Origin of the sequence: Lentzea jiangxiensis, assembly GCF_900104175.1 — a bacterium.
Taxonomy (GTDB): domain Bacteria; phylum Actinomycetota; class Actinomycetes; order Mycobacteriales; family Pseudonocardiaceae; genus Lentzea; species Lentzea jiangxiensis.
Genome location: NZ_FNIX01000011.1, coordinates 113,756 through 137,724, shown reverse-complemented (window position 1 = coordinate 137,724; position 23,969 = coordinate 113,756). Strand labels below are relative to the sequence as shown.

21 protein-coding genes and 1 pseudogene are annotated in these 23,969 nt (G+C 70.6%); 14 read left to right on the top strand and 8 right to left on the bottom strand.

What is annotated here, in order from left to right; translation table 11 throughout:
* Positions 1-163: 163 nt before the first annotated feature.
* Positions 164-1,723: an alpha/beta hydrolase gene (locus BLQ91_RS25830; RefSeq protein WP_090100642.1), complete on the bottom strand. Its 1,560-nt coding sequence runs from the start codon at positions 1,721-1,723 to the stop codon at positions 164-166.
* 118 nt (positions 1,724-1,841) lie between these two features.
* Between BLQ91_RS25830 and BLQ91_RS25825 the strand changes: the two genes are divergently transcribed.
* The 5 genes from BLQ91_RS25825 (at position 1,842) to BLQ91_RS25805 (ending at position 6,642) form a co-directional block, all read left to right on the top strand.
* A complete protein-coding gene (locus BLQ91_RS25825; RefSeq protein WP_090100640.1) occupies positions 1,842-3,041 on the top strand; it encodes a PucR family transcriptional regulator in 1,200 nt (399 codons plus the stop codon).
* A 194-nt stretch (positions 3,042-3,235) separates the two neighbouring features.
* Positions 3,236-4,165: an ACP S-malonyltransferase gene (locus BLQ91_RS25820; RefSeq protein WP_090100638.1), complete on the top strand. Its 930-nt coding sequence runs from the start codon at positions 3,236-3,238 to the stop codon at positions 4,163-4,165.
* Positions 4,162-5,139, top strand: coding sequence for a beta-ketoacyl-ACP synthase III (locus tag BLQ91_RS25815; protein WP_090100635.1), 978 nt, complete (start codon positions 4,162-4,164; stop codon positions 5,137-5,139). The genes BLQ91_RS25820 and BLQ91_RS25815 overlap by 4 nt, the downstream gene beginning before the upstream one ends.
* Before the next feature lie 34 nt (positions 5,140-5,173).
* A complete protein-coding gene (locus BLQ91_RS25810) occupies positions 5,174-5,410 on the top strand; it encodes an acyl carrier protein (protein WP_030465146.1) in 237 nt (78 codons plus the stop codon).
* Entirely contained in the window at positions 5,407-6,642 is a 1,236-nt protein-coding gene (locus BLQ91_RS25805; RefSeq protein WP_090100633.1) for a beta-ketoacyl-[acyl-carrier-protein] synthase family protein, read from the top strand. The genes BLQ91_RS25810 and BLQ91_RS25805 overlap by 4 nt, the downstream gene beginning before the upstream one ends.
* Before the next feature lie 209 nt (positions 6,643-6,851).
* On the opposite strand, the gene BLQ91_RS25800 is transcribed toward BLQ91_RS25805, so the two are convergent.
* Positions 6,852-7,424, bottom strand: a complete 573-nt coding sequence (locus tag BLQ91_RS25800) for a hypothetical protein (protein ID WP_143022808.1) — start codon at positions 7,422-7,424, stop codon at positions 6,852-6,854.
* Between the two features lie 604 nt (positions 7,425-8,028).
* Here BLQ91_RS25800 and lanKC point away from each other — a divergent pair.
* From lanKC to BLQ91_RS25780, 4 genes are all read left to right on the top strand, one after another.
* On the top strand, positions 8,029-10,593 hold the full coding sequence (gene lanKC / locus BLQ91_RS25795; protein WP_090100629.1) for a class III lanthionine synthetase LanKC: 2,565 nt from the start codon (positions 8,029-8,031) through the stop codon (positions 10,591-10,593).
* Positions 10,594-10,628: 35 nt separating this feature from the next.
* Entirely contained in the window at positions 10,629-10,787 is a 159-nt protein-coding gene (locus tag BLQ91_RS25790) for a SapB/AmfS family lanthipeptide (protein ID WP_090100627.1), read from the top strand.
* 142 nt (positions 10,788-10,929) lie between these two features.
* Positions 10,930-12,546, top strand: a complete 1,617-nt coding sequence (locus BLQ91_RS25785; protein ID WP_090100625.1) for an ABC transporter ATP-binding protein — start codon at positions 10,930-10,932, stop codon at positions 12,544-12,546.
* Positions 12,546-14,264 carry an ABC transporter ATP-binding protein gene (locus tag BLQ91_RS25780; protein WP_090100841.1) on the top strand — a complete coding sequence of 573 codons (1,719 nt, stop codon included), beginning with the start codon at positions 12,546-12,548 and terminating at the stop codon, positions 14,262-14,264. The genes BLQ91_RS25785 and BLQ91_RS25780 overlap by 1 nt, the downstream gene beginning before the upstream one ends.
* A 30-nt stretch (positions 14,265-14,294) precedes the next feature.
* Here BLQ91_RS25780 and BLQ91_RS25775 read toward each other — a convergent pair whose 3' ends face one another.
* Both BLQ91_RS25775 and BLQ91_RS25770 read right to left on the bottom strand, forming a co-directional pair.
* Positions 14,295-14,798, bottom strand: coding sequence for a DUF3145 domain-containing protein (locus BLQ91_RS25775; RefSeq protein ID WP_090100623.1), 504 nt, complete (start codon positions 14,796-14,798; stop codon positions 14,295-14,297).
* 199 nt (positions 14,799-14,997) lie between these two features.
* Positions 14,998-16,338 (bottom strand): S8 family serine peptidase, encoded by a 1,341-nt coding sequence (locus tag BLQ91_RS25770; protein ID WP_090100621.1) that lies wholly within the window; start codon positions 16,336-16,338, stop codon positions 14,998-15,000.
* 143 nt (positions 16,339-16,481) lie between these two features.
* Between BLQ91_RS25770 and BLQ91_RS25765 the strand changes: the two genes are divergently transcribed.
* From BLQ91_RS25765 to BLQ91_RS25755, 3 genes are read left to right on the top strand one after another with little or no spacing between them, the layout of a single operon-like run.
* Positions 16,482-17,714, top strand: coding sequence for a hypothetical protein (locus BLQ91_RS25765; RefSeq protein ID WP_090100619.1), 1,233 nt, complete (start codon positions 16,482-16,484; stop codon positions 17,712-17,714).
* 12 nt (positions 17,715-17,726) lie between these two features.
* Positions 17,727-18,086: a VOC family protein gene (locus BLQ91_RS25760; protein WP_090100838.1), complete on the top strand. Its 360-nt coding sequence runs from the start codon at positions 17,727-17,729 to the stop codon at positions 18,084-18,086.
* Positions 18,087-18,107: 21 nt separating this feature from the next.
* On the top strand, positions 18,108-19,448 hold the full coding sequence (locus tag BLQ91_RS25755; RefSeq protein ID WP_090100617.1) for a dihydrolipoyl dehydrogenase family protein: 1,341 nt from the start codon (positions 18,108-18,110) through the stop codon (positions 19,446-19,448).
* Here the strand turns inward: BLQ91_RS25755 and BLQ91_RS25750 are convergent.
* The 4 genes and pseudogenes from BLQ91_RS25750 to BLQ91_RS25740 form a co-directional block, all read right to left on the bottom strand.
* Complete coding sequence (locus BLQ91_RS25750; protein ID WP_245733818.1) at positions 19,436-19,846, bottom strand: hypothetical protein; 411 nt, start codon at positions 19,844-19,846, stop codon at positions 19,436-19,438. The two genes, BLQ91_RS25755 and BLQ91_RS25750, sit on opposite strands and share 13 nt — an antisense overlap.
* Before the next feature lie 24 nt (positions 19,847-19,870).
* Positions 19,871-20,047, bottom strand: a pseudogene (locus BLQ91_RS42880) (TetR/AcrR family transcriptional regulator); the annotation flags it as partial.
* Positions 20,048-20,142: 95 nt separating this feature from the next.
* Positions 20,143-20,361, bottom strand: a complete 219-nt coding sequence (locus BLQ91_RS25745) for a DUF6343 family protein (protein ID WP_090100612.1) — start codon at positions 20,359-20,361, stop codon at positions 20,143-20,145.
* Between the two features lies 1 nt (position 20,362).
* A complete protein-coding gene (locus BLQ91_RS25740) occupies positions 20,363-20,965 on the bottom strand; it encodes a hypothetical protein (protein ID WP_090100610.1) in 603 nt (200 codons plus the stop codon).
* Positions 20,966-21,101: 136 nt separating this feature from the next.
* Here BLQ91_RS25740 and BLQ91_RS25735 point away from each other — a divergent pair, with 136 nt between their 5' ends.
* Both BLQ91_RS25735 and BLQ91_RS25730 read left to right on the top strand, forming a co-directional pair.
* A complete protein-coding gene (locus tag BLQ91_RS25735) occupies positions 21,102-21,530 on the top strand; it encodes a MarR family winged helix-turn-helix transcriptional regulator (protein WP_090100608.1) in 429 nt (142 codons plus the stop codon).
* Positions 21,531-21,656: 126 nt separating this feature from the next.
* The gene (locus tag BLQ91_RS25730) at positions 21,657-23,888 is read left to right on the top strand and encodes a HelD family protein (RefSeq protein ID WP_090100606.1); all 2,232 of its coding nucleotides are present in this window, start codon (positions 21,657-21,659) and stop codon (positions 23,886-23,888) included.
* Positions 23,889-23,969 lie beyond the last annotated feature (81 nt).

Sequence of the window (23,969 nt, the reverse complement as noted above, 5' to 3'; positions counted from 1 at the left end):
CTTGATCGTTTCGCGGACCGCACCGCCCCACAACTTCGACACCGTGACACGAAAGGGTGGCTGACGTGGATTTTTGTCTCAATACAGTTCAGAGTGGAACCACCGGTGGGGACCGGGGAGAGGGAAGCGCCCGACACGCTCCGTGTCGGGCGCTTCCACGTTTCTACGGCCGCACCGCGCTCAGCCCGCGCCCGTCGAGGTAGGTCTGGATCCGGCCGGGGGACAGCGCGGGAGCCGCACCGCCCTGGCCGTCCTGCGGCACCTCGGGCCGCGGGTCCCCGGCGCACTCGGAGCTGCTGCCGGGCAGCGCCCCGTCGACCAGGTACCGGTCGACCTTGGCGTCGACGCACGCGTTGCCGCCGCCGTAGAGGCCGTGCTTGCCCTCGTCGACGACGGTGACCAGGTTGTGCCCGAGCCGCTGCGCCATCGCCGGGCCGCCCGCGTACTGGGTCTGCGTGTCGCCCTCGGACTGCACGACGACACCGACCGGGTAGCCCTTGCGGCTGATCCTCACCGGCGGCTCCGGCGGCGTGAACGAGCGGAAGGTGCACGTCATCGGCGCCGCCCGCACGATGCCGAAGCCGTACGGGTAGCGGTCGCGGAACATCCGCATGTTCTCGTAGTAGACGTGCAGGTCGGTCGGCCAGTCCGACTCGCAGGTGACCGTGTCGAACACACCGGAGCGCAGTTCCTCCAGGCCGGTGTTCGCGAGCACCTGACCGGCTTGGGCACCCTCGGCGTTCTGCGTCTGCTCCCCCGACCGCAGCTGGACCACGATCGACGCCAGGTCCGACCACAGCGGCCGGTAGCGGGCGCCCACGCCCAGCGCGCCGTCGAAGGCGGAGCGGTCGTACTCGCCGACGGGTGCCGCGTGCAGCTTCGCGGCGACCTCCTCGACCTCGGCCAGCACCTCGTCGCGCGACCTGCCCAGGCCGAACTTCTCGTGGCGCTGCCCCACCCACTCGGCCCACGCCTCGACGTCCATCCGGTACGCCACGGCCTGCTGGCGGAACTGCTCGTGCCAGATCCACTCCGGGTGCACGGCCGAGTCGAGCACGCTGCGGTCGAGCCTGTTCGGGAACAACGTCCCGTACACCGCGCCCAGGTACGTGCCGTAGGAGTAGCCCAAGTAGTTGATCTTGTGCTCGCCCAGGGCGCCGCGCACGACGTCCATGTCCCGTGCGGTGTTGGGCGTGCTGATGAACTGCCGGATGCCGCCGGCGGACCTCTGGCAGGCCTCCTCGGCCTCGCGCGCCTCGGCCGCCCACTTGCCGAACTCGCCGTCCGGGGGCCGCGACTCCGGTGCGGCGATCGCGGGCGCGGTGCGGCAGTTCAGCGCCGTGGAGCCGCCGACGCCGCGCGGGTCGATGCCGATCACGTCGTAGACCTTCACGAGCTCGGACTTCGCGAGGAACAGCGGCAGGCCGAGCCCCGACCCGCCAGGTCCACCCGGATTGGTGAACAGCACGCCGCGCCTGCGGTCGGGCGCGGTGGCCTTCCTGCGGCTGATCGTCAGGTTGATCCGGTCCCCGGCCGGTTCGGTGTAGTCGAGCGGCGCCACGAGCGTGGCGCACTCCAGGTCGGCCAGCTTCCCGCCGCACTGCGCCCACCTGACCGGTTGCGCGTAGAACCCGGCCAGCGGGTCGGGAGGGCCGGCTGTGGCGGCGGCGCTCGTCGTCAGCAGCACCACCGCGCTCAGGGCAAGGGCCGGGAACCTATGCATGACGAACCTCCACGCCGCACGAAAGACCTCTGCTGCCCGAAGGTATGGCCGGGAAAACGATCACATGGGTTGTGTCACCCGTCCCAGTGATGCCCCTTCCCTGCCTTAGGCTGCGGGCATGACCAGCAGCAAGGCGAAGGAGGAGCACCCGCCCGCGCTCTCCGCCCGCACGATGCGCAAGATCGAACGCGCGTCGGGTTCGCTCGCGACCGCCAGCGTGTCGGAGATGGAGCGGCGGCTGTCCTGGTTCGCCAGGATGCCCGCGGACCAGCGGGCGAGCGTGCTGCTGCTGATCCAGAACGGCGTGGCCGGGTTCGTCGAGTGGCTGCACGACCGGCAGCAGGCGATCCGGCTGACCGCGGAGGCGTTCCGCAGCGCGCCGAAGGACATCTCGCGCTGGGTGAGCCTGCGCCAGACCGTCGAGCTGGTGCGGATAGCTCTGGAGCTGTTCGAGGAGCAGATGCCGCTGATGGCGGCGAACGAGGCCGAGCGCGCGCTGCTGATGGAAGGCGTGCTGCGGTACGGGCGGGAGATCGCCTTCTCCGCCGCCACCTCCTACGCGGCGGCCGCCGAGGCGCGCGGTGCGTGGGACGCCCGGCTGGAGGCGCTGGTCGTCGACGGCATCGTGCGCGGCGACCCCGAGGAGTCGCTGCTCTCCCGCGCCGCCGCGCTCGGCTGGGACCCGGCGCTCGAGGCGACCGCGCTGGTCGGCAACCCCGGCGGCGAGGACCCGCCCGCGATCATCTACTCGGTGCGCAGCAAGGCGGCCCGCGCCGGCCGGCCCGTGCTGCTGTCCGTGCAGGGCTCCCGGCTGGTCGTCGTGCTCGGCGGACCGACGGAGACCGGTGAGGACGTGCTGGGTCGCATCGCCGAGGGCTTCGGCGAGGGTCCCGTGGTCGCCGGGCCGACCGTGGCGAGCCTCGCGGAGGCGCACCGCAGCGCGAGCGACGCGCTGAGCGGGCTGCGGGCCGTCGTGGGCTGGCCCGCCGCCCCCCGGCCCGTCCGGTCCCTCGACCTGCTGCCGGAACGGGCGCTCGCGGGCGACCCGGAGGCCGAGTGGCAGTTGGTCGACAGGGTCGCGAGGCCCCTGGAGGACGCGGGTGGCGCGTTGCTGGAGACCGTGGACGCGTTCCTGGAAGTCGGGGGCGTGCTGGAGACGTGCGCGAAAAGACTGTTCGTGCACCCGAACACGGTCAGATATCGCCTTCGGCGCGTTCAGGAAATGACGGGAAGAAATGCACACGACGCTCGAGACGCACTTGTGCTTCGCGTCGCTTTGTCTGTAGGACGCCTTGCCCGCTCCCGGGGCCTGTGGTAGTGAACTGGTTGTGACGGAGTTCGCACCCATCCGTTGGAGTGAGGACCAAACGAACCGTCGACACCCTGAGCTGGGCTTACGTCGTGACGCGTTCGTCCGGCTGACATTTTTGTAGGGTTTCTACAAATACGATCGCCGTACTTAGTTGTTCACGACATGGGGTACCGGTGGCTCCACCAGCTTTAGTAATCGGCGTGATCGCACTCCTCGCGCCCGGACAAGGGTCCCAGACGCCCGGCATGCTCGCCCCCTGGCTCGAACTGGAGGGGGCCGAGAAGCAGGTGCGCACGTGGTCGGAGATCACGGGCCTCGACCTGGTGCGCCTCGGCACCACCGCGGAGGCCGACGAGATCGTCGACACCGCGATCACCCAGCCTCTCGTCGTGGCGCTCGCCGTGCTCGCGTTCGGCGAGCTGCGCAAGCGCGTCGCACTGCCGTCCCAGGTGGTGGTCGGCGGACACTCGGTCGGCGAGCTCGCCGCCGCCGCGGTCGCGGGCGTCATCAGCGCCGACGACGCCGTCGCCCTGGCCGCCGTGCGCGGTGCGGCGATGGCGCAGGCCTGCGCCCTGGAGCCGACCGGCATGGCCGCGGTGCTCGGCGGTGACGAGCCGGAGGTGCTGGCGCGCCTGGACGAGCTCGGCCTCGTGCCCGCGAACCGCAACGGTGCCGGTCAGATCGTCGCGGCCGGACCGCACGCCGCGCTCGACGCGCTGGTGGAGAACCCGCCCGGCCCGGCGAAGATCCGCAAGCTGGCCGTCGCGGGCGCGTTCCACACCAAGTACATGGCATCGGCCGAAGACGCCGTGCGCGCGCGTGCCGCCGAAGTCGCCACGCAGGACCCGTCGCTGCCGCTGGTGTCCAACAAGGACGGTCAGTTCGTCGCCGAGGGCGCCGAGGTGCTGCGGCGCCTGGTCTCCCAGGTCACGAGCCCCGTCCGCTGGGACCTGTGCCAGGCCGCGTTCGTCGAGAGGGGCGTCGGCGGCTCGGTCGAACTGCCGCCCGCCGGCGTGCTCACCGGTCTCGCCAAGCGTGCGATGAAGGGCACCGCCACCCTCGCCCTGAAGACCCCTGACCAGCTCGAGAAGGTCGCGGAGCTCTTCGACACCGTTGGAGCCACCAAGTGACGACCTTCCAGGCCCCGCAGGCAGCCGCGGGTAGCCGCATCCTCGGCCTCGGCAGCTACCAGCCCGAGACCGTGGTGAGCAACCACGACCTGGCCGAGCGCATGGACACCTCGGACGAGTGGATCCGCGAGCGGGTCGGCATCGCCAACCGGCGCGTGGCGGCGAAGGACGAGGGCGTCGTCGACATGTCCGTCCTCGCGGGCGCGAAGGCGATCGAGGACGCGGGCCTGACGCCCGAGGACATCGGTGGCGTGATCGTGGCGACGTGCACCATGCCGTCGACGATCCCGAACGCCGCCGCGCAGGTCGCCACCCGGCTCGGCGTCCAGGCCGCGGCCGCGTTCGACCTGAACGCCGCGTGCGCGGGCTTCTGCTACGCCGTCGCGACCGCCGCGGACATCGTCCGCGCGGGCACGGTGAAGAACATCCTCGTCGTCGGCGCGGAGAAGCTGACCGACTGGACCCACCAGGACGACCGCTCGACCGCGATCATCTTCGCGGACGGCGCGGGTGCCGTCGTGGTCGGCGCCAGCGACACGAACGAGATCGGCCCCGTCGCCTGGGGATCGGACGGCTCGATGTCCGAGGTCATCAGGATCGACGACCGCGACTCGTTCATCCACCAGGAGGGCCAGGCGGTCTTCCGGTGGGCGACGACCCAGATCGCACCGGTGGCGCTGCGCGCCGCCGAGCTCGCGGGCGTCGAACTGTCCGACGTGGACGTGTTCGCCCCGCACCAGGCCAACCTCAGGATCATCGAGGCGATCGCGAAGCGCCTGCACAAGAATGGTGCTCGCGAGGACCTGAAGATCGCTCGAGACATCGTCGAATCCGGCAACACCTCCTCGGCCTCGATCCCCATGGCGCTGGACCACATGAGGTCGGCGGGCGAGATCTCCTCCGGAGACGTGGTGCTGATGGTCGGGTTCGGCGCGGGCCTGTCCTACGCGGGACAGGTGGTCCGGTGCCCATGAGTTTTTCCACCGTTTCAATCGAAAGGGAACTTCAGTGAGCGACAACGTCCTGTCCGGTCTTGCCGAGATCGTCGAAGAGGTCGCCGGCGTTGCCGCCGACGACGTCACCGCTGAGAAGTCCTTCGTGGACGACCTCGACATCGACTCGCTGTCGATGGTCGAGATCGCCGTCCAGGCGGAGGACAAGTTCGGCGTGAAGATCCCCGACGACGAGCTGGCCAACCTCAAGACCGTTGGTGACGCGGTGAACTACATCACCAGCAACAAGTGAGTTCGGGCATCGAGGTCGTCATCACCGGGCTGGGTGCCACCACCCCGCTCGGTGGTGATGTCACGTCCACCTGGGACGCGCTGCTGGCCGGCAAGAGCGGGGTCCGCCCCATGACCCACGACTGGGTCGAGAAGTACGACCTGCCGGTCAAGATCGCGTCGCAGCTCGTGGTGGACCCGACCGAGGTGCTCCCCCGAGTCGAGGCACGCCGCCTGGACCGCTCCGAGCAGGTCGCCATCGTGGCGTCCCGCCAGGCGTGGGCCGACGCGGGCCACGACGACGACACCGTCGACCGCCAGCGCCTCGCCGTGATCATCGGCACGGGCATCGGCGGCGCGATCACCCTCCTGACCCAGGACGACCTCCTGGAGCAGCAGGGCCTGCGGAAGGTGTCGCCGCTGACCGTCCCGATGCTGATGCCGAACGGCCCGGCCGCGCACGTGGGCCTGGAACTGAAGGCACAGGCGGGCGTGCACGCCCCGGTCTCCGCCTGCGCGTCGGGCGCCGAGGCCATCGCGTGGGCCTACCGCATGATCATGTCCGGCGAAGCCGACGTGGTCGTCGCGGGCGGCGCGGAAGCGTGCATCACGGCGATCCCGGTCGCGGGCTTCTCGCAGGCCCGCACCATGAGCACCCGCAACGACGAGCCGGAGAAGGCCTCGCGCCCGTTCGACACGGCCCGCGACGGCTTCGTCCTCGGCGAGGGCGCGGGCGTCATGGTCCTGGAACGCCGCGAGTTCGCCGAAGCCAGGGGTGCCAAGATCTACGGCCGCCTCGCGGGCATCGGCACCTCCGCCGACGGCTACCACATCACCGCCCCGGACCCCGAGGGCGTGGGCCAGTCGCGTGCCATCGCCGCATCCCTGCGGTCCGGCGGCATCGACCCGTCCGACGTGGGCCACGTGAACTGCCACGCCACCTCCACCCAGGTGGGCGACGTCGCGGAGACCGTGGCGATCCGCAAGGCGATCGGCGACCACCCGGTCCTCACCGCCCCGAAGGGCGCCCTGGGCCACCTGCTGGGCGCAGCGGGAGCGGTGGAGGCGATCGTCACCGTCCTCTCGATCCGCGACGGCATCGTTCCCCAGACCCTCAACCTGGAGAACCTCGACCCGGCCGTCACGCTGGACGTGGTGGCGGGCGAACCGCGCAAGATCAAGTTGGAAGCCGCCGTGAACGACTCGTTCGGCTTCGGCGGCCACAACGTGGCCCTGGCCTTCACCCAGGCCTAGGTCACACCCGCACCACCGCGAAGCCCCGGTCCGCACCATCGGACCGGGGCTTCGCGCTTTCGGTGTGCGTGGGGGCGCGGTGGAGGAAGCACGAGTGGCGCGGGCCGCCTGGCGCGACAGAGGCGCCATCAGCCTGTGCGCGGCGCCGACCGGTCACACCGGAAGCCGCCCACCCACCAGGGGGACGACCCACCCCACCGGCGCGCGCCTCAGCACTTCTCCATCTGCGGGTTCCGGTTCTCAGGAGCCTCATCCACCTTCAGCTCCCCGCCCTCCCACACCAGGACGTACACGACCCGCCACCGGATGCACGGCTCGGGCAACGCGGGCGGAGCCTTGGAAACGTCCTGAGTGGACACGAAGGAGATCAGCACCCGCAGCCGCCGGCCCACCACGTCGGACTCGACCCGCTGCACCACCACCGACCCGTCCCGAGTCGTCTCGTAGGCGGCGACCCAGGCCGACTCCACGGTCGACGTCCCCCGCCGGGCGGACACCACCGACCGCCACGCGGCGAAGTCCAGGGTGTTGATCGAGTCGAAGTAGGACTGCAGCACCTGCTGCACCGACGTCCGGTCGGGGTGGGTGAACGAGTCGGGACTCAGCCGCACCTCGGACGTCCCCGGCACGGGCCCGGCCACGGACGACGACGGCACCGCGGGTGCTCCCTGGGCCTCAGCCGGGCGCGAGTACACGGCACGGCCCACCATCCCGGCCGCCACCGCGGCTCCGGTGATCACCACCACGGCCGGCACCAGCCAGCGGCTCGCCACGCTCCCCACGCTCGCAGCCTAGCCGCACGCCTGCCGGGCAGCGGAGCGCCGCAGGCAGAACGTGCCGCGTTACGCCCCGGACACCGATTTCACCCGAAAGAACACATTAGGCAGCAAATTAACGAGGTGCATGTAGCAAGACAATATTTGCTACATAAATTTCCAATGGACAATCCCCTACTACGAATGGGTCCGTTCGGAGCACGTCTTACCCCCGAACAGCGGCACCAAACACGCAGGTGCAGCCATTTTGGCCTTCACCCGGAAAGAGCAGCGAATACGGCGCGTGCACGACGTTTGCCTCCACCCAACTATACGTCGAGCTTCAGCTGGAATAGCGCAGGTCAGGGACGCGTGATTTCCTAGACGACTCGGTCTCGTTTAGCGGCGACACGCCGAACTGCCGTCATACCATCGCTCGTCAAACATCCCAACCGGGTGAGATGGATCCAAACCTCATCACCTGACGTGACATACCCACCGGTAGCGATGGCTCTTTTGGTCACGACCAGGTGACTCATATGACCCAGACGGCGGATTGGCCATAGCTGCGAGTTTGTGCGGGAATATGCCGCATCAAAGAAAACGCAAACGAGCCGGGGAGGGGATTTCGGTGGACCTCAGATACGAGGCGTACTGCTTCGCCGATCGGCAGTTCTACGATCTGCAGAGCAGCACCGAAAGCACTCCCGCGGACGACTTTTCCACCGAGCTCCCCGCGCTCCCGCCCGACTGGGTGACGGTGGAGCGCAACGTGTGGCGGCACCACCACCCCACGGGGGTGCGGCTGCCGAACCAGGGGTGGAAGATCCACGTCTCCGCCGGTCTCGACAACGCCGGCCGGGTGCTGAAAGCGGCTTTCGACTACTGCGTCGACCGGCGGATTCCCTTCAAGTACCTGCAGACGATCTCGATCGTGCTGGCGCGCAACTCGAAGTACGCGCCCCGTGAGGGCAGCGGCAAGCTCGTCACGATCTACCCGGTGGACGCCGAGCAGCTCGAGACGATCTGCACCGAGCTCGCGCAGGTCCTCGACGGCGAGCACGGCGCCTACGTCCTGAGCGACCTGCGGATCGGCAAGGGACCGCTGTACGTGCGCTACGGCGGGTTCTCCGAACAGTGGCTGGAGGTCGACGGGCAGCAGGTGCTCGCGATCGAGGGCCCGGACGGCGAACTGGTGGCGGACAAGCGCAAGCCGGTGTTCAGCGTGCCCGGGTGGGTCGAGCTGCCGGCGTTCCTGGAGCCGCACCTCGCCGAGCGCAACGCCGGTGACCCGGCGAAGTTCCCCTACGAGATCAAGAGGTCGCTGCACTTCTCCAACGGCGGCGGTGTCTACCTGGCGACGCGCAAGAGCGACGGCAAGGAGGTCGTCCTCAAGGAAGCTCGGCCGCACGCCGGGCTCGACCGCGAGGGCCGCGACGCCGTGGCACGGCTGGAGCTCGAGCACGAGATCCTCACGAGGCTGCACGGCATCAACGGCGTTCCCGAGGTGTACGACCGCTTCACGGAGTGGGAGCACCTGTTCGTCGCCATGGAGTTCATGCCGGGGCGTTCGCTCGGGCAGTGGCTCGGCCACAACTACCCGCTGACGCACCGGGACACCACCGACGAGCTGCTGCGGGACTACCGCGTCCGCGCCGAGGCGCTCATCGCCAAGGTCGAGGCCCTGGTGGCCGCGGTGCACGAGCGCGGTGTCGTCTTCGGCGACCTGCACACGATGAACATCCTGGTCGACGACAACGACGACGTCTCGCTCATCGACTTCGAGCTGTCGTCGACGATCGAGGACCCGCACCGGCCCACGCTCGGCGCGCCGGGGTTCCAGGCGCCGCAGGACCGCGAGGGCTTCGACGTCGACGCCTACCCGCTGGCCGCGCTCAAGCTGTGGATCTTCCTGCCACTCAACGCGGTGCTGGAGCTCGCGCCGGCCAAGCTGCGCCAGCACGTGCACGTCGTCGCGGAGCGGTTCGGGCTCTCCGAGGACTACCGGCGGCAGATCCTCGACGTGCTCACGCCGCGCGTCGACCCGCCGGCCGATCCCGCGTTCACCGCGTTCGACGACGAGAACCCCGACTGGGCGGTGGTGCGCAAGGAGATCGCCGCGGCGATCCTGCACAGCGCGACGCCGCACCGCAAGGACCGGCTGTTCCCCGGTGACATCGAGCAGTTCGAGACCGGCGGCCTCGGCTTCGGTCACGGCGCCGCGGGCGTGCTGCACGCGCTGGCGGACAGCGGTGAGGGCCGCTACCCCGAGCACGAGCAGTGGCTCGTCGAGGCGGTCAGGAACGACCCGCCGAAGCAGCCCGGTTTCTTCGTCGGCGCGCACGGCATCGCACACGTGCTGGAGAACTTCGGCCACCACGACCTCGCCGCGCAGCTCGTCGAGAGCTACGCCCCGCTCGTCCGCACCACGCAGGACCACGGGCTCAGCGCCGGCCTGTCCGGCATCGGCCTCAACCTCCTGCACTTCGCGGACTCCCGCCACGACAGCGGTTACACCTCGCAGGCGGAGGAGCTGGCGCACCGGCTCGCGGCGCAGCTGGAGCAGGTGCCGCCGCCGGGCCCGAAGGCCAGGGCGGGACTGCTGCACGGCTGGTCGGGTCCCGCGCTGTTCTTCCTGCGCCTGTCGGAGCACACCGGCGAACGGCGCTGGCTCGACCTGGCCGAGCAGGCCCTGGAACGCGACCTGGCGGAAACGATGGTCGCACTGGACGGGTCCCTGCAGGTGCGCGACGGCACGTTCCGGTCGCTGCCCTACGTGGGCATCGGCGGCGCCGGAATCGCCCTGGTGCTCACGGAGTTCGTGAAGGCGGCACCGGAACGCGCCTGTGCGGCAAAGCTCCCGGAGCTGCTCGGCGGCTGCACCGGCGAGTTCGTCATCCAGCCGGCGTTCACGCTGGGCAGGGCGGGACTGATGGCCACGCTGGCCCACGCGACCAGGCACCGGCCGGACGAGCGGCTCGAACGCTCCGTCCGGCAGCACCTCAGGGCTCTCGGCTGGCACGCCGTGCGCTACGGCGGCGGGCTCGCCTTCCCCGGCGTGCAGCTGCGCCGGCTCTCCATGGACCTCAACACCGGCGGCGCGGGCGTCCTGCTCGCCATCGCCTCCACAGTGGACGGACGTCCACCACTCCCCTTCCTCGGAAGGGCACAGGCCCCGGCCCTCGCGGACCGGTAGCAGGAAAATCGATCCCTCGAAACTAGGAGAATGTCATGGGCTTCATCCTCGACATGCAGGAGCTCGAGACCCCCGAGGCGCCGAGCAACGCGATGGCGTCGGGTCACGGCGGCGGTGGCGGCTCCACGACCGCGTCCAACGCGTCGCTGCTGCTCCCCTGCTCGCACAGCACCGTCAGCCTGCTGGCCTGCTGACCTGCGCCTCAACTGAAACACCGCGGTGGGTGAGCGGCATAGGCGAAGTATGCCGCTCACCTCCGACTGCAGGGCCCGGCAGCCGGCCAGCTGTCGGGCCCTCGCTCATGATGCGCCCTCGTGATCTCCGGAGGAACAGCCGATGGCCAAACCAGGGGATGCCCTGCTGTTCTCGGTCGTCCGCCGCGACCACCGCCCGTGGCTGCTGATGCTCAACGCCGCGGTCGCCACGACCGGGGGCCTGCTGCTCCCCACGGCTCTCGCGAGCGCCGTGGACATGGCCCTGAGCGGCACGTTCGTGCTGTTCACGGTGGTGTGGCTGCTCCTGCTGGCGGCCACGGAGATCGTCGGGGACGCGATCGGCATCGTGCTCGCCGCGAGCGCCACGAGCCGCGCCACGGCCTGGTTGCGCCGCGAGCTCTCCCGCAAGCTCCTCGCGCTCGGCCACCCCTCCCCGTTCGCCGCCGGTGACGCGGTCAGCCGCGTGACGGGCGACTGCGGCAACGCGGGCGGCATCGCCGTCACGCTGATCACGTTGCTCGTCACCGCCGTGTCCTCGGCGGGCGCGGTCGTCGCGCTCGCGTTGCTGGACTGGCGGCTCGCGGCCGTGTTCGTGGTGAGCGTTCCGCTGGCGGGCCTGCTGATCCGCACGCACATGCGCATGACCGCCGACGACGTGCTGACCTACCAGGAGGTGTCCGGCGAGGTCTCGGCCCGGCTGCTCGACTCGGTGTCCGGGCTGCGCACGATCGCGTCCGCCGGTATCGCCGGCCGCGAGACGAACCGCGTGCTGGAGCCGCTGCCCCGGCTCGCCGCGGCCGGCGCGGGCATGTGGCGCACCCAGGCGAGGATGATGTGGCGGGCCGGGTTGCTGCTGCCCGCCGTCGAGGTGGCGGTGCTCACCGCCGCCGGGTTCGGTGTGATGGAGGGCAGGCTGAGCACCGGTGACGTGCTCGCCGCCCTCGGCTACGCGGCGCTCGGCATGGGCATCGTCGGCCAGATGACCCAGCTGACCGTGCTCGAACGGACCCGCGCCAGCGCCGCCAGGATCGCCGAGGTCCTCGACACCCCGGTACCGCGGCGTCCCGCGCCCAAGCCCTCCGACGGCGTCATCGAACTGCGCGACGTCAGCGTCGACGGCGCGTTGCACGACGTGAGCCTCCAGATCCCGGCCGGCACGTTCACCGCCGTCGTCGGCGCCTCCGGCGCGGGCAAGTCGACGCTCGCGGCGGTGCTCGGCGGGCTGTCCTCAGTGGACTCCGGTGAGGTGGCCGGCCACGACTCCGTCGGGTACGCCTTCGAGCGTCCCGCCCTGCTGGGCAGCACGATCGGCCGTTCGATCGGTTACGGGACGGACGCGGACGAGGTGCAGGTCCGCGACGCCGCCATCGCCGCCCAGGTGCACGACGTGCTGGTCCGGCTGCCCCACGGCTACGACACCCCGCTGGCCGACGCGCCGCTGTCCGGTGGTGAGGCGCAACGGGTGGGACTGGCGCGCGCGATCATCCGCGATCCGGAGGTGCTCGTCCTCGACGACGCCACCGCGAGCCTGGACACCGTGACCGAGGCCAAGGTGGACGAGGCGCTCACCACGACACTGCCCGGGCGGACGCGGGTGGTCGTGACCCACCGCCCGGCGACGGCCGCGAGAGCGGACCTGGTCGTGTGGCTGGAAGGCGGCCGGGTCCGCGGCACCGGCACCCATCGCGAACTGTGGAACGACGAGGACTACCGAGCCGTGTTCACCGGGGGCCAGTGATGCATTTCTACCTCTCCACGCTGGCAGGACACCGCAAGGGCGTTCTCGTCCTGCTGGCCTGGTCACTGCTCGAGGGCATTCCGGCGTTCTTCGGCGGCAAGCTGGTCGGCAGCGCCGTCGACCGGGGCTTCGCGGCGGGACGGCCGCTGGCCGGCGTGCTGTGGCTGCTCGCGTTCGCCACGCTCGCGGTGGTCGGCGCGCTGGGTCAGCGACAGGTCTTCGCCCGGCTCGGCTCGGTCGTCGAACCGATGCGCGACGCCCTGGTCGCGCGGGTCGTGCGGGGCGTGCTGAGCGATCCGACGCACCGCCGCACCCCGGACGCCAGCGCCGTCGCCATGATCACCCGGCACGTCGAGGTGGTGCGCGACGCCACCGCGGGCGTGCTGGTGCAGGCCCGCGCCCTTCTGGTCACCACGATCGCCGCGCTCGTCGGTCTCGCCACCACGGCCGCCGCGCTGATCTGGCTGGTCGTGCTCCCGATCGTGGCCGCGCTGGTGCTCTTCGGGTTCATGCTCCCCTCCCTGGCCAAACGGCAGCGCCACGCCGTCATGGCCGACGAGAGCACCGCGGAGGCGTCCGGCGCGGTGCTGACCGGCCTGCGCGACGTCGCCGCCTGCGACGCGGCCACCGAGGCCTACGAGGACATCGCGAGGCAGGTCGACCGGCAGGCCAAGGCCACGATCACGGTCGCGTGGGCGAACTCGTTGCGCGCCACGGTGATCGCGATCGGCGGCTTCGCGCCCATCGCGCTGCTGGTGGCGTTCGCTCCCCCGCTCGTCTCGTCGGGTCAGCTCACGACCGGCGCGGTCCTGGCGGCCGTCGTCTACCTCACCAACAGCGTGAACCCCGCGCTGCACGGTCTGGCCCGCACCACCGGCACCGTCGTGATGCGGCTGATGGTCGCGCTCAAACGACTGCAGGAAGCCGCACCGCGCACCGGCGTGGAGATCGGCGACGAGATCCCGTCCGGCGGCGACTTCGCACTGCGGGACGTCACGTTCGGATGGAGCCCGGAAGCGGTTCCGGTGGTGCGCGACCTGTCGCTCGACCTGCGGCCCGGCGACCACCTGGCCGTCGTGGGTCCGTCGGGCATCGGCAAGTCCACAATGGCCGGTCTGCTGACCGGCCTCATGCCCCCGGACCACGGCCACGTCCTGTTCGGCGGCGTCCCCGTCCACCGCGTGGCGCCGGCCGTCCGGCACCACGCGATCGCGCTGATCCCCCAGGAGACGTACCTGTTCACGGGCACGGTGCGGGAGAACCTCGCGCTCCTCGCCCCGCGGGCGACCGACGAGGACCTCGTCGAGGCGGTGAACAAGATCGGCGCCACACCGCTCCTGGACCGCCTGGGCGGCCTGGACGCCGCGCTCGGCCACGGCGGTGAGGGACTTTCCGCCGGTGAGGCCCAGCTCCTGGCGCTCGCGCGGGTCTACGTGACGTCGGCGAGCGTCGTCGTCCTCGACGAGGCGACCTCACACCTGGACCCCGCCGCCGAGGCGCGCGTCGAACGGGTCTTCGCGCAGCGGGGCGGGGTTCTCGTCGTGATCGCGCACCGGCTGAGCTCGGCGCTGCGGGCGAACCGGGTGCTGGTCATGGACGGCGGCAGGCCGTTGCTCGGCACCCACGAGCACCTGCTCAAGACGTCCGCGCTCTACGGGCAGCTGATGCTGGCCTGGGACCCCACGCACCGAGAAGAGACCCCGCTGCCCAAACGGTGAGCGGGGTCCACTCCGGACTGGACGACCCGGTCAGCCGACGCGGTGCAGCCAGGTCACCGGTGCTCCGTCACCCGCGCGGCGGAACGGTTCCAGCGCGTCGTCCCAGGCGGCACCGAGGAGTTCGTCCACTCCGTGCGCGAAGGATTCACCACCTCTGACCCGTGCCGCGAGAGAACGCAACTGGTCCTCGTTCACGACGATGTCGCCGTTGGCCGAGGTGCGGGCGTGCCACAGCCCGAGAACGGGCGCGAAGCAGAAGCGCTCCCCGTCCTGGCCCGAGGAGGGTTCCTCGGTCACCTCGAACCGGAGCATCGGCCACGCGCGCAGCGCGGCGACGAGCTTGGCGCCGGTGCCGGCGTCTCCGGTCCACGCGCATTCAGCGCGCAACTGGCCTGGTGCCGCTGGTTGCGCTGCCCACCTGAGGTCTACCCGGGCACCGAGGGTGCCCGAGATCGCCCACTCGACGTGCGGACAGACCGCAGACGGCGACGAGTGGACGTAAACCACGCCACTGGTGCTGCCACGGGTGCTCACTGCTGACCTCCGCTACTCGACGAGGGACGTCTTCCCCTACGCCTTTGCCGAGTGAGGTGATCACCGTGGAACCCGTTCGCTGCATTCTGCCCCGACTTGAGGCATGTCCGCCATAAGAACCAGCTCGATCATCACCCGACCGGGGCAGATACAGGTCTTAAGTCCCGATCTCCCCGGCCGAGCGATGCGCGATCGTGATCTACAACGCGTTTACCGCGGCGATCACGTCGACAAGACCCGTTCCCTTGTCAAAAGACGAGGTGTACGGCCCGGCGGGCTGGTAGCCGGTGCCGTACCTGTACGCCGTCGACTTCAGCGCGCGCTCGATGTCGGCGGGCGTCGCGGACGGTTTCGACTGGAACAGCTGTGCGACGATCCCGGCGACGTGCGGGGCCGCCATCGACGTGCCGCTGATCGTGTTGAACGTGCCGAGGTCGAGCAGTCCCGGACCGTTCAGCGGCTGCAGGCCGGTCGCGCAGATCGGCAGGTGGAGCCGGCACGACGAGGTGATGTTCTCACCGGGCGCGGAGATGTCCGGCCAGGTCGCGGAGTCCGCGGCGAGACCGCGCGAGGAGAAGTCCGACACGGCGCCGTCGCGGGTGCCGGTCCCCTGGTCGTCGTAGGAGGCGACCGAGATCACGCCGGGGGTCGGGTCGACGCCGGGCGGGTTGGACAGGTTCGCGGAGCCGTCACCACCGTCGTTGCCGTTCGCCCACACCACGACGACGCCCTCGGCCACGAGCTGGCGCTGCAGCTTCACCGTCACGGACCCGGGGTCGAACGCGCCGCCGCCGGACGGGCCGTAGGAGTTGTTGACCACCTTGATCGGCGGACAGGTGGACGCGGGCACGTCCGCGCCGCACGGTGCCCGGTGGTTCTCCAGCACCCAGTTCAGCGCGGCGTCCGCGCCGAGGATGAGGACCGCCGCGCCGGTGGAGATCACGACGCCCTTGGCGCCGGGAGCGGCGCCGCGGATCACGGGGCCACCGGTGGTCTGCACGTCACCGCCGATCGCGATGCCGGTGACGTGGGTGCCGTGCCCGCCCAGCGACGTCGTGTCCGTGTCGAGGAAGTCCGGCACCGGCACGACGCAGTTCGTCTGCGCGGACCCGTCGAGGCAGAGGCTCTTGAGGTTGCGCACGATCCGGCCGCCGAACGACGGGTGCGTCGGGTCGACACCGGAGTCGATCACCGCGACCGACACTCCGGCGCCGGTCAGGCCGAGGCTGTTGCGGGCGTCGAGACCGCGCGTGGCGGTGTGCGAGGTCGACCCGAGGAACCTGATCGGCTTCTGGACCTCGACGCGGGTCACGCCCGTCCTGGCCCTCGCGGAGGAGATCCGCGCGTCATCACCCCTCGCGGCGACCACACCGATCTTGCGGAAGCTCGTGAGCTTCTCCAGACCGGCCGACTCGACCGCGGCTTCGGCGGCGGCGATGTCGGTGCCGTGGACGTAGACCGTGGAGGTCGGAGCGGCCGTCGCGACAGGGGATGCGGCGGCCACCAGCAGTACGGCGAGCAGTGCAGCGCGTGCGTACATGGACCCTCCGTGAGCATTGGCAGGCAATCACTCCAACGAGTGATCCACTTACTGGTGACGGCCATCACGCAAGGTCTCCACCAACTGCGGTGAAACGACCCCGGAGCGCTACGGTGTCCCCCCGTGCGGAAAGGTGGGGACTCGTGCGGCTGATCCGTCTGGGCGCTGAACCTTCGGCCATCGGGGCGGACGTCCGTGCCGCCCTCACGGCCTGCGGCGCGGGTACCGGGGTGTTGGGTGGCGTGGCGCTGGTCGGCGTGCAGCCGCCGGACTGCCCCGTCCCCCTCGACGCGATCGTCGTGCTGCCCAAGGGCGTGATGGTGATCGTCGGCGTCGACCTGCCCGACCCCGCGGTGAAGCTCGAGGCGCCGCTCGGCGGTCAGTGGAAGATCGACGGCTGGCCGCTGGTGTCCCAGGACGGCTCGCCGAACCCGGCGACCGAGGCCGTGGCGGCGGCGACGGCGGTGGCGCAGCGGATCCAGGCGATGCGCGCGGAGCCGCTCCCGGTGAGCACGGTCGTCGCGGTCGGCCCGTTCGTGAGCCAGGTCGTCCAGCCGACCGTCGACCTCAACCGGGGCGTGCGGGTGCTGCACCCCAAACCGTCCACTGTGCTCAGCGCGGCCCGGGAGCTCGCGACGTCGTCGGTGCCGTGCACGGCCGAGCACGCGGTGAAGCTCCTCGCGATCCTGCAGACCACCGGCACGCCACCGGACGCGCGGTCGCTGCTGTCCGAGGGCTTCAGCGACGCCGTCTCCGACCTCGCGTCCGCGAACACGATGCTGATCCCCAAGGCGCAGTTGCGGGCGGCGCTCGGCCGCAAGCGTTTGCCGAGCAAGCTGACCTGGACGTACGTGGCGGCCGGCGCACTGGTGGCGTTGCTGCTCGTCGTGTGGCTGGTCGTGGCGCTGCCCGGTGGCGACGGCCCGGCCGACGCGACGCCCGCGCCGACGTCGGCCCAGCCCACGACGGTGGTCGTGGACGGCACGACGTTCGTGCCGAAGGACATGAAGAAGGACAAGGAGTGCCAGGCGCAGGCGTTCGGCGACGTGAAGGCGTGGCTGACCGCGAACGACTGCGGAGTGCTGCTGCGCGCCACGTACGAGGCGACCGTGCAGGGCAGGCAGGTGACCGTGATGGTGGCGGACATGGACCTGCTGGACGCGCCCAGCGCCAAGTCGTTGCACGCGGTCGTCGTGCTGCCCGGGTCCGGCGGCGTGAACGGCCTCGACGGCAAGCCGCTGGAGAGCGCCGCGTTCGCGAACAGCACCAAGGGCAGCCACGTGACGCTGGCGTTCGCGGTGTGGACGGGCGGTGCGGGCGACCCGTCGCTCGAGCCGGTCGCCAAGCAGGCGTTGCGGCTGCCCACCACCCGGTAGAGGGTGGAGGGCATGGTCGGACAACTCCGCTCAGTCGTGCTCGACTGTCCCAATCCCTCCGAACTGGCGTCGTTCTACGAGAAGCTGCTCGGCGCCGAAAGACTCCCCGGCGACGACGACAGCTGGGTCGTGATCGTCGCCTCCGGCACGCGCATCGCGTTCCAGCGCTGTCCCGACTACCGGCCGCCGGTGTTCCCGGACCCGCACGGGTCGCAGCAGTTCCACCTCGACGTGCTGGTCGAGGACGTCGAGGAGGCCGAACCGAAGGCGCTGGCGCTCGGTGCCCGGTTGGTGCAGAAGGACACCGACGACGACTTCCGGGTCTACGCGGACCCGGTCGGGCACACGTTCTGCCTCATGTGGCTTCCCTGACCCAGGCCTACTGTGGGCGCCATGGATTTCGACGTCATCGTCATCGGTGGTGGCCCCGTGGGTGAGAACGTGGCCTGGCGGACGGCCGCGGGAGGCCTGTCCACCGCCATGGTCGAGAAGGAGCTGGTCGGCGGCGAGTGCTCGTACTGGGCGTGCATGCCTTCGAAGGCGTTGCTGCGCTCCGGTCACGCGCTCGCGGCCGCCCAGCGGGTGAAGGGCGTGGTCGGCGGGTCGCTCGACCCGGCCGCGGTGCTCGAGCGCCGCACCGGGTTCACGTCGGACTGGGACGACAGCGGCCAGGTCCGGTGGGCCGAGTCGGAGAACATCCACGTCCTGCGCGGCGAGGGCGAGGTCACCGGCGAGCGCGAGGTCACGGTCGGCGGCGAGGTCCACCGGGCGCGGCTGGCCGTCGTGGTGTGCACCGGCAGCGTGCCGAAGATGCCGCCGCTGGACGGTCTCGCCGACACTCCCGTGTGGACGTCGCGGGAGGCCACGTCGGCGCGCGAGGTGCCGGAGTCGCTGGTCGTGCTCGGCGGTGGCGTCGTCGGCGTCGAGATGGCGCAGGCGTGGGCGCGGCTCGGGTCGAAGGTGAAGCTGGTCGTCTCCGGTGACCGGCCGCTGCCGAGGATGGAGGAGTTCGTCGGGCCGCTCGTCGTCGAGGGCCTGCGGGCGGACGGCGTCGAGGTGCTGCTGAACGCGCGGGCGTCGGCGGTCGAGCCGGGCCGGGTGACCTTGCAGGACGGCAGGGTGGTGCAGGGCCGGGAGATCCTCGTCGCGACCGGCCGGGTGCCGGCCACCAAGGACGGCAAGCCTCTGACCATCGACGACTCCGGTCTGGTGTCCGGTGTGGACGGACGGTGGCTGTACGCGGCGGGGGACGTCACCGGGCGCGCGTTGCTGACGCACCAGGGCAAGTACCAGGCCCGCGCGGTCGGCACGGCGATCCTGGAGCGCTCGCGCGGGTTCGAGCCGAAGCAGTGGTCGGCGGGTCAGGCGTGGGCGGACCACGTGGCGGTGCCGCAGGTCGTGTTCACCGACCCCGAGGTGGCGTTCGTCGGGCACACCGCCGAGCAGGCGCGGGCGGCCGGGCGGGACGTGAAGGTGGTCGACCTCGACATCGCGGTCGCCGGGTCGTCGCTGCACGCCGACGGCTACCGGGGCAGGACGCGGATGGTCGTGGACGAGCGGACGCGGACGCTGGTCGGTGTCACGTTCGTCGGCCAGGACGTCGCCGAGCTGCTGCACTCGGCGACGGTCGCGATCGTCGGCGAGGTCACCGTGGACCGGTTGTGGCACGCGGTGCCCTCGTACCCGACGATCAGCGAGGTCTGGCTGCGGATGCTCGAGGCCTACGGGCTCTGAGGTTCCAGCACGGACCCGAGCATGCCGGTGAGCAGCTCGTTCGCCGTGCCGACCACGTGCGCGCGGTCCTTCTCGTCGACCCGTTCGGCGAGCTTGAACAGCGCGTCCGCGGTCTGCACGGCGATCCGGAACGTCAGCACCACCGGGGCGTCGCCGTGCGCGCCGAACCGGGAGACGAACATGTCCGCCAGCCGTTCGGCCATCAGCTCGTACTGGTCGACGCTCGAGTCGAGGCGGTGGCTGTCGAGCAGGTCGCTGAACCGCACCCGCCCGAAGCCCGGCACCTCGACGAGCATCCGCATGTAGACGGTGACGACCTGCTTCATGGCCTCGTGCCACGTGTCCGCGATCAGGTCCGCGGCGAACAACTCCTCGACCTCGCGGAGGTAGGTCTCCATACCGCGAAGCGCCAAGGCGTGCACAACAGATCGTTTGTCCGGGAAGTACTGATAGAAAGAACCAATGGGCACTCCGGCCACATCGACGATGCGCGCCGTGGTGATGTCGTCGTAATCGTATTCGTTCAGCAGGCTCGCGCAAGCGTCGAGGATCGCGGAGACAGTCGCCGCGCCGCGTTGTTGCACCGGCTGCCGGCGCATCACCCTGGCTAACCTGCCTCTGGCCGGGTTCTCATGCACACGGACATCTTTGTCCATGCGCACTCGAAAGCCCAAGCACAGCTTGGCGACGACTTTCAGCCCGGATCCCCGCGGCGTTTGCGGTGGAGGACCCAGAAGAAGTCCGCGACGCAAACGACCGCGAGTAGCAAAAGCACCACGGCGAGCCAGACGAGGTCAGCTCGCAGCGCCAGCCACCCGGCCACCGAGTTGAAGACGAGACCGAACCCGGCCAGCCACAACCGCAAGGTCAGCGCGCTGCGCGGGGGTGCGGGTGGGGGCAGGTAGTCGCTCACCTCATCCGGTTTCCCTCAGCAGCGGGGCGTCAACCGGCCTCAGCCGGCGCGGCGGTTTCGTCACGTAGGGGCTGACCAGACGCGTGATGGCCAGGCCAGGGGCGATGAGCGGGACCACCGCGGTCAGCACCGCGGCCGTGATCCCGGCCCGGGCCACGTCCTTCGGCATGACGGCGACGCGGTCGACAACGAAGGCCCGCCGGCCCGTGCAGGAGACGGCCCCGAGGACGACCAGGAAGACGACCATGCTGAGCATCGCCCGCTGGACCGCGGGCTCGTACCCCGCCGCCTCGCCCGCCACCAGGACCGCGAACCACCCGATGAGTGCGGGCAGTTGACCCTGCTCGGTGGTGGCCGCCCAGCTCAGCCCACCGAGCGTCGCGAGCCAGACGAGGACGTCGGCGCGTTCGCGAGCCCATAGGGAAGCCGAATCGAGGGGGATGCCGGTCCATGCGAGCACGTCGAGCGGGCGCAGGGGTTCGTCGGCGAGCTGGCCGAGGACCCACGCGAGTGTCCACGCGGAGAGCAGCACCGCGACGACGAGCTGCCACCTGGGCCGGCGCACCACGCAGCGGGCGAGCCGGACGATCTCCGCACGCGTCATACCCCCACCTTGCCGCTCCCCGGTGGTCCGCGGAGAAACGTCACCCCTTCGCTCACCCTGTCGGCCCTCGTCCGGGCGCGTTCCTCACGCAGCGCTATCCCCGAAAGGGGTATGGATCTTTTTTAGACTGGACGGCATGAGCCTTGATCAGCTCCTGCGTCTTCCCAGCTACCTGATGCTCGGACTGGTGCGGGAAGCACGCCGGATCGGGCGCGCGGACCTCCGCGGGCCCCACCTGACCGTGCTCGCGTATCTGTCGGAGCAGGAAGCCGTGGCGCAGAAGCGGATCAGCGACCGCGTGCGGATGGACCCGAGCGACCTCGTGTCCGTGCTCGACGACCTGGAGGGCCTCGGGTTCGCCCGGCGCAGGCGGGACGAGAAGGACCGGCGGCGGTTCGCCGTGTCGATCACCGACGGGGGCAGGCGGGCCCTGCGCGAACGCCTGGAGGCGGCGCGGGCGCACGAGGACGAGCTGCTGGCGCCGTTGACACCGCACGAGCGCGATACGTTGGCCACACTGCTGCGGAAGGCGTACCTGCACCACGCTGATATGCGTGTAGATTAGACAGTCTGCGCTCACGCGAACCCGGCGCGGGCAGGACAATGCGAATCGGAATAAAATCCGACAACGCATGATATCGAGAAATGAGGCAAGTTGTCAAGCCCCTCCGATGACCTCCGGCTCGCCGAAATGGAGCCGGAGCAGGAATACGTGGCCATGTTGTACGGCCGGCTCGACGACCTCCGCGAACAGACGTCGAAACGACTCGCACAATCGTTGCGACAAACCGGCGGCACGCACCAGATGCGGTCCGAGCGCGACACGTCCGTCGCGATGTACACCGATCAATTGGCCCAGTACAGCGCGGTCGAGAACGGCCTCGCGTTCGGCAGGCTCGATTTCCACAACGAAGACCGCTTCTACATCGGCCGAATCGGTCTCTTCGACGAGGACAAGGAATACGAGCCGCTGCTGATGGACTGGCGGGCGCCCGCGGCCCGGCCGTTCTACCTCGCCACGGCGGCCTCCCCCGACGGCGTCCGGCGGCGCAGGCACCTGCGGACCCGCTCGCGCAAGGTCATCGGCCTCGACGACGAGGTGCTCGACATCAACTCGGTCGAGCCGTCGCGCAACGACGGCCTGACCGGCGAGGCGACGCTGCTGGCCGCGCTGAACGCCTCCCGCACCGGCCAGATGAGCGACATCGTCGCGACGATCCAGGCCGAGCAGGACATCATCATCCGTTCGGAGCTCAACGGCGTCGTCGTCGTGCAGGGCGGACCGGGCACCGGCAAGACCGCGGTGGCCCTGCACCGCGCCGCGTACCTGCTCTACACGCACCGCCGCCAGCTCGCGAAGCGCGGCGTGCTCGTCGTCGGCCCGAACACGACGTTCCTGCGCTACATCAGCCAGGTGCTCCCCTCGCTGGGTGAGACGGGCGTGCTGCTGTCCACGGTCGGCGAGCTGTACCCGGGACTGACCGCCACCGGCCGCGAGTCCGCCGAGGTGGCCGCGATCAAGGGCCGCGTCCAGATGGCCGACGTGATCGCCGCGGCCGTGCGCGACCGCCAGGAAGCGCCGCCGTTCGTCGAGGTCCGCTTCGACAACGACGTGCTGCGCCTGGACCGGCGCGCGATCTCCGACGCGCGGGGCAGGGCGCGCCGTACCCGCCGCCCGCACAACGAGGCCCGCCGCACGTTCGCCCGCGAGATCATCTCGACGCTGGCCGGCATGGTCGTCTCACGCCTCGGCGGCCACCTGCTCGACAAGGCGGACGTGGACGACATCCGCCGCGAGCTGCGCGAGTCCGACGAGGTGCAGGCCGCGATCTCGTCGCTGTGGCCGGTGCTGACGCCGTTCTCGCTGCTCTCGGAGCTCTACCGGAACCCGAAGCGCCGCAACCGCGCGATGTCGAAGTTCACCCGCGAGGAACGCGACCTGCTGCAGCGCTCGTCGGACGACTGGACTCCCGCGGACGTCCCGCTGCTCGACGAGGCCGCGGAGCTCCTCGGCGAGGACGACACGGAGGCCAAGGCCCGCGCCGAACGCCAGCGCCGCCAAGCCATCGAGTACGCGCAGGGCGTCCTCGACATCCTCGACCTGGAGGACGACGCGGACCCGGACCTCCTGATGGCCTCGGACCTGATGGACGCGTACAGCCTCGCCCAGCGCCACGGCGTCGACCGCTACGAGACCGCGGCGGAACGCGCCGCCGCCGACCGCACCTGGACGTTCGGCCACATCATCGTGGACGAGGCGCAGGAGCTCTCGGCGATGGCGTGGCGCACGCTGATGCGCCGCTGCCCCAGCAAGTCCATGACGGTCGTCGGCGACATCGCGCAGACCGGCGACATCGGCGGCGCCACCTCGTGGGGCACCGTGCTGTCGCCGTACGTGCAGAACCGCTGGCGCCTGACGGAGCTGACGGTCAACTACCGCACGCCGGCCGAGATCATGGAGGTGGCCGCGGACGTGCTCGCCTCCGTGGACGCGTCCCTCGTGCCACCGGCGTCGGTGCGGGAAACCGGTGTGGCGCCTTGGGTCTCCCGGGTCTCGTCGTTCACCGCCGAACTGCCGGCCCTGATCTCCGGCGAGGCCACCGCCGTCGGCGACGGCAAGATCGCGGTGATCGTGCCGGCCGCCCTGCTCCCGTCCGTCGGTGCCGCCGTCGTCGACGCGGTGCCCGCCTCCTCGGTGGGCAACGAGCTGGAGGAGGCGCAGGTCGTCGTGCTCGGCGTGACCGACGCGAAGGGCCTGGAGTTCGACTCGGTGGTCGTGGTCGACCCGGAGGGCATCCTCGCCGAGTCGCCCCGGGGCGCGTCGGACCTCTACGTCGCGCTCACCCGCGCCACGCAACGACTCGGCGTAGTGCACACCGGAACGCTGCCGGATGTGCTGGCCCGGCTGAAAGACGTTTCCTAGCGAACGGAGTCCCGGATGGCGGCGTCGAGTCCGCGGTCATCCGGGTCGTCGTCGACGTGAGCGACCAGCTCTACGTGGAAC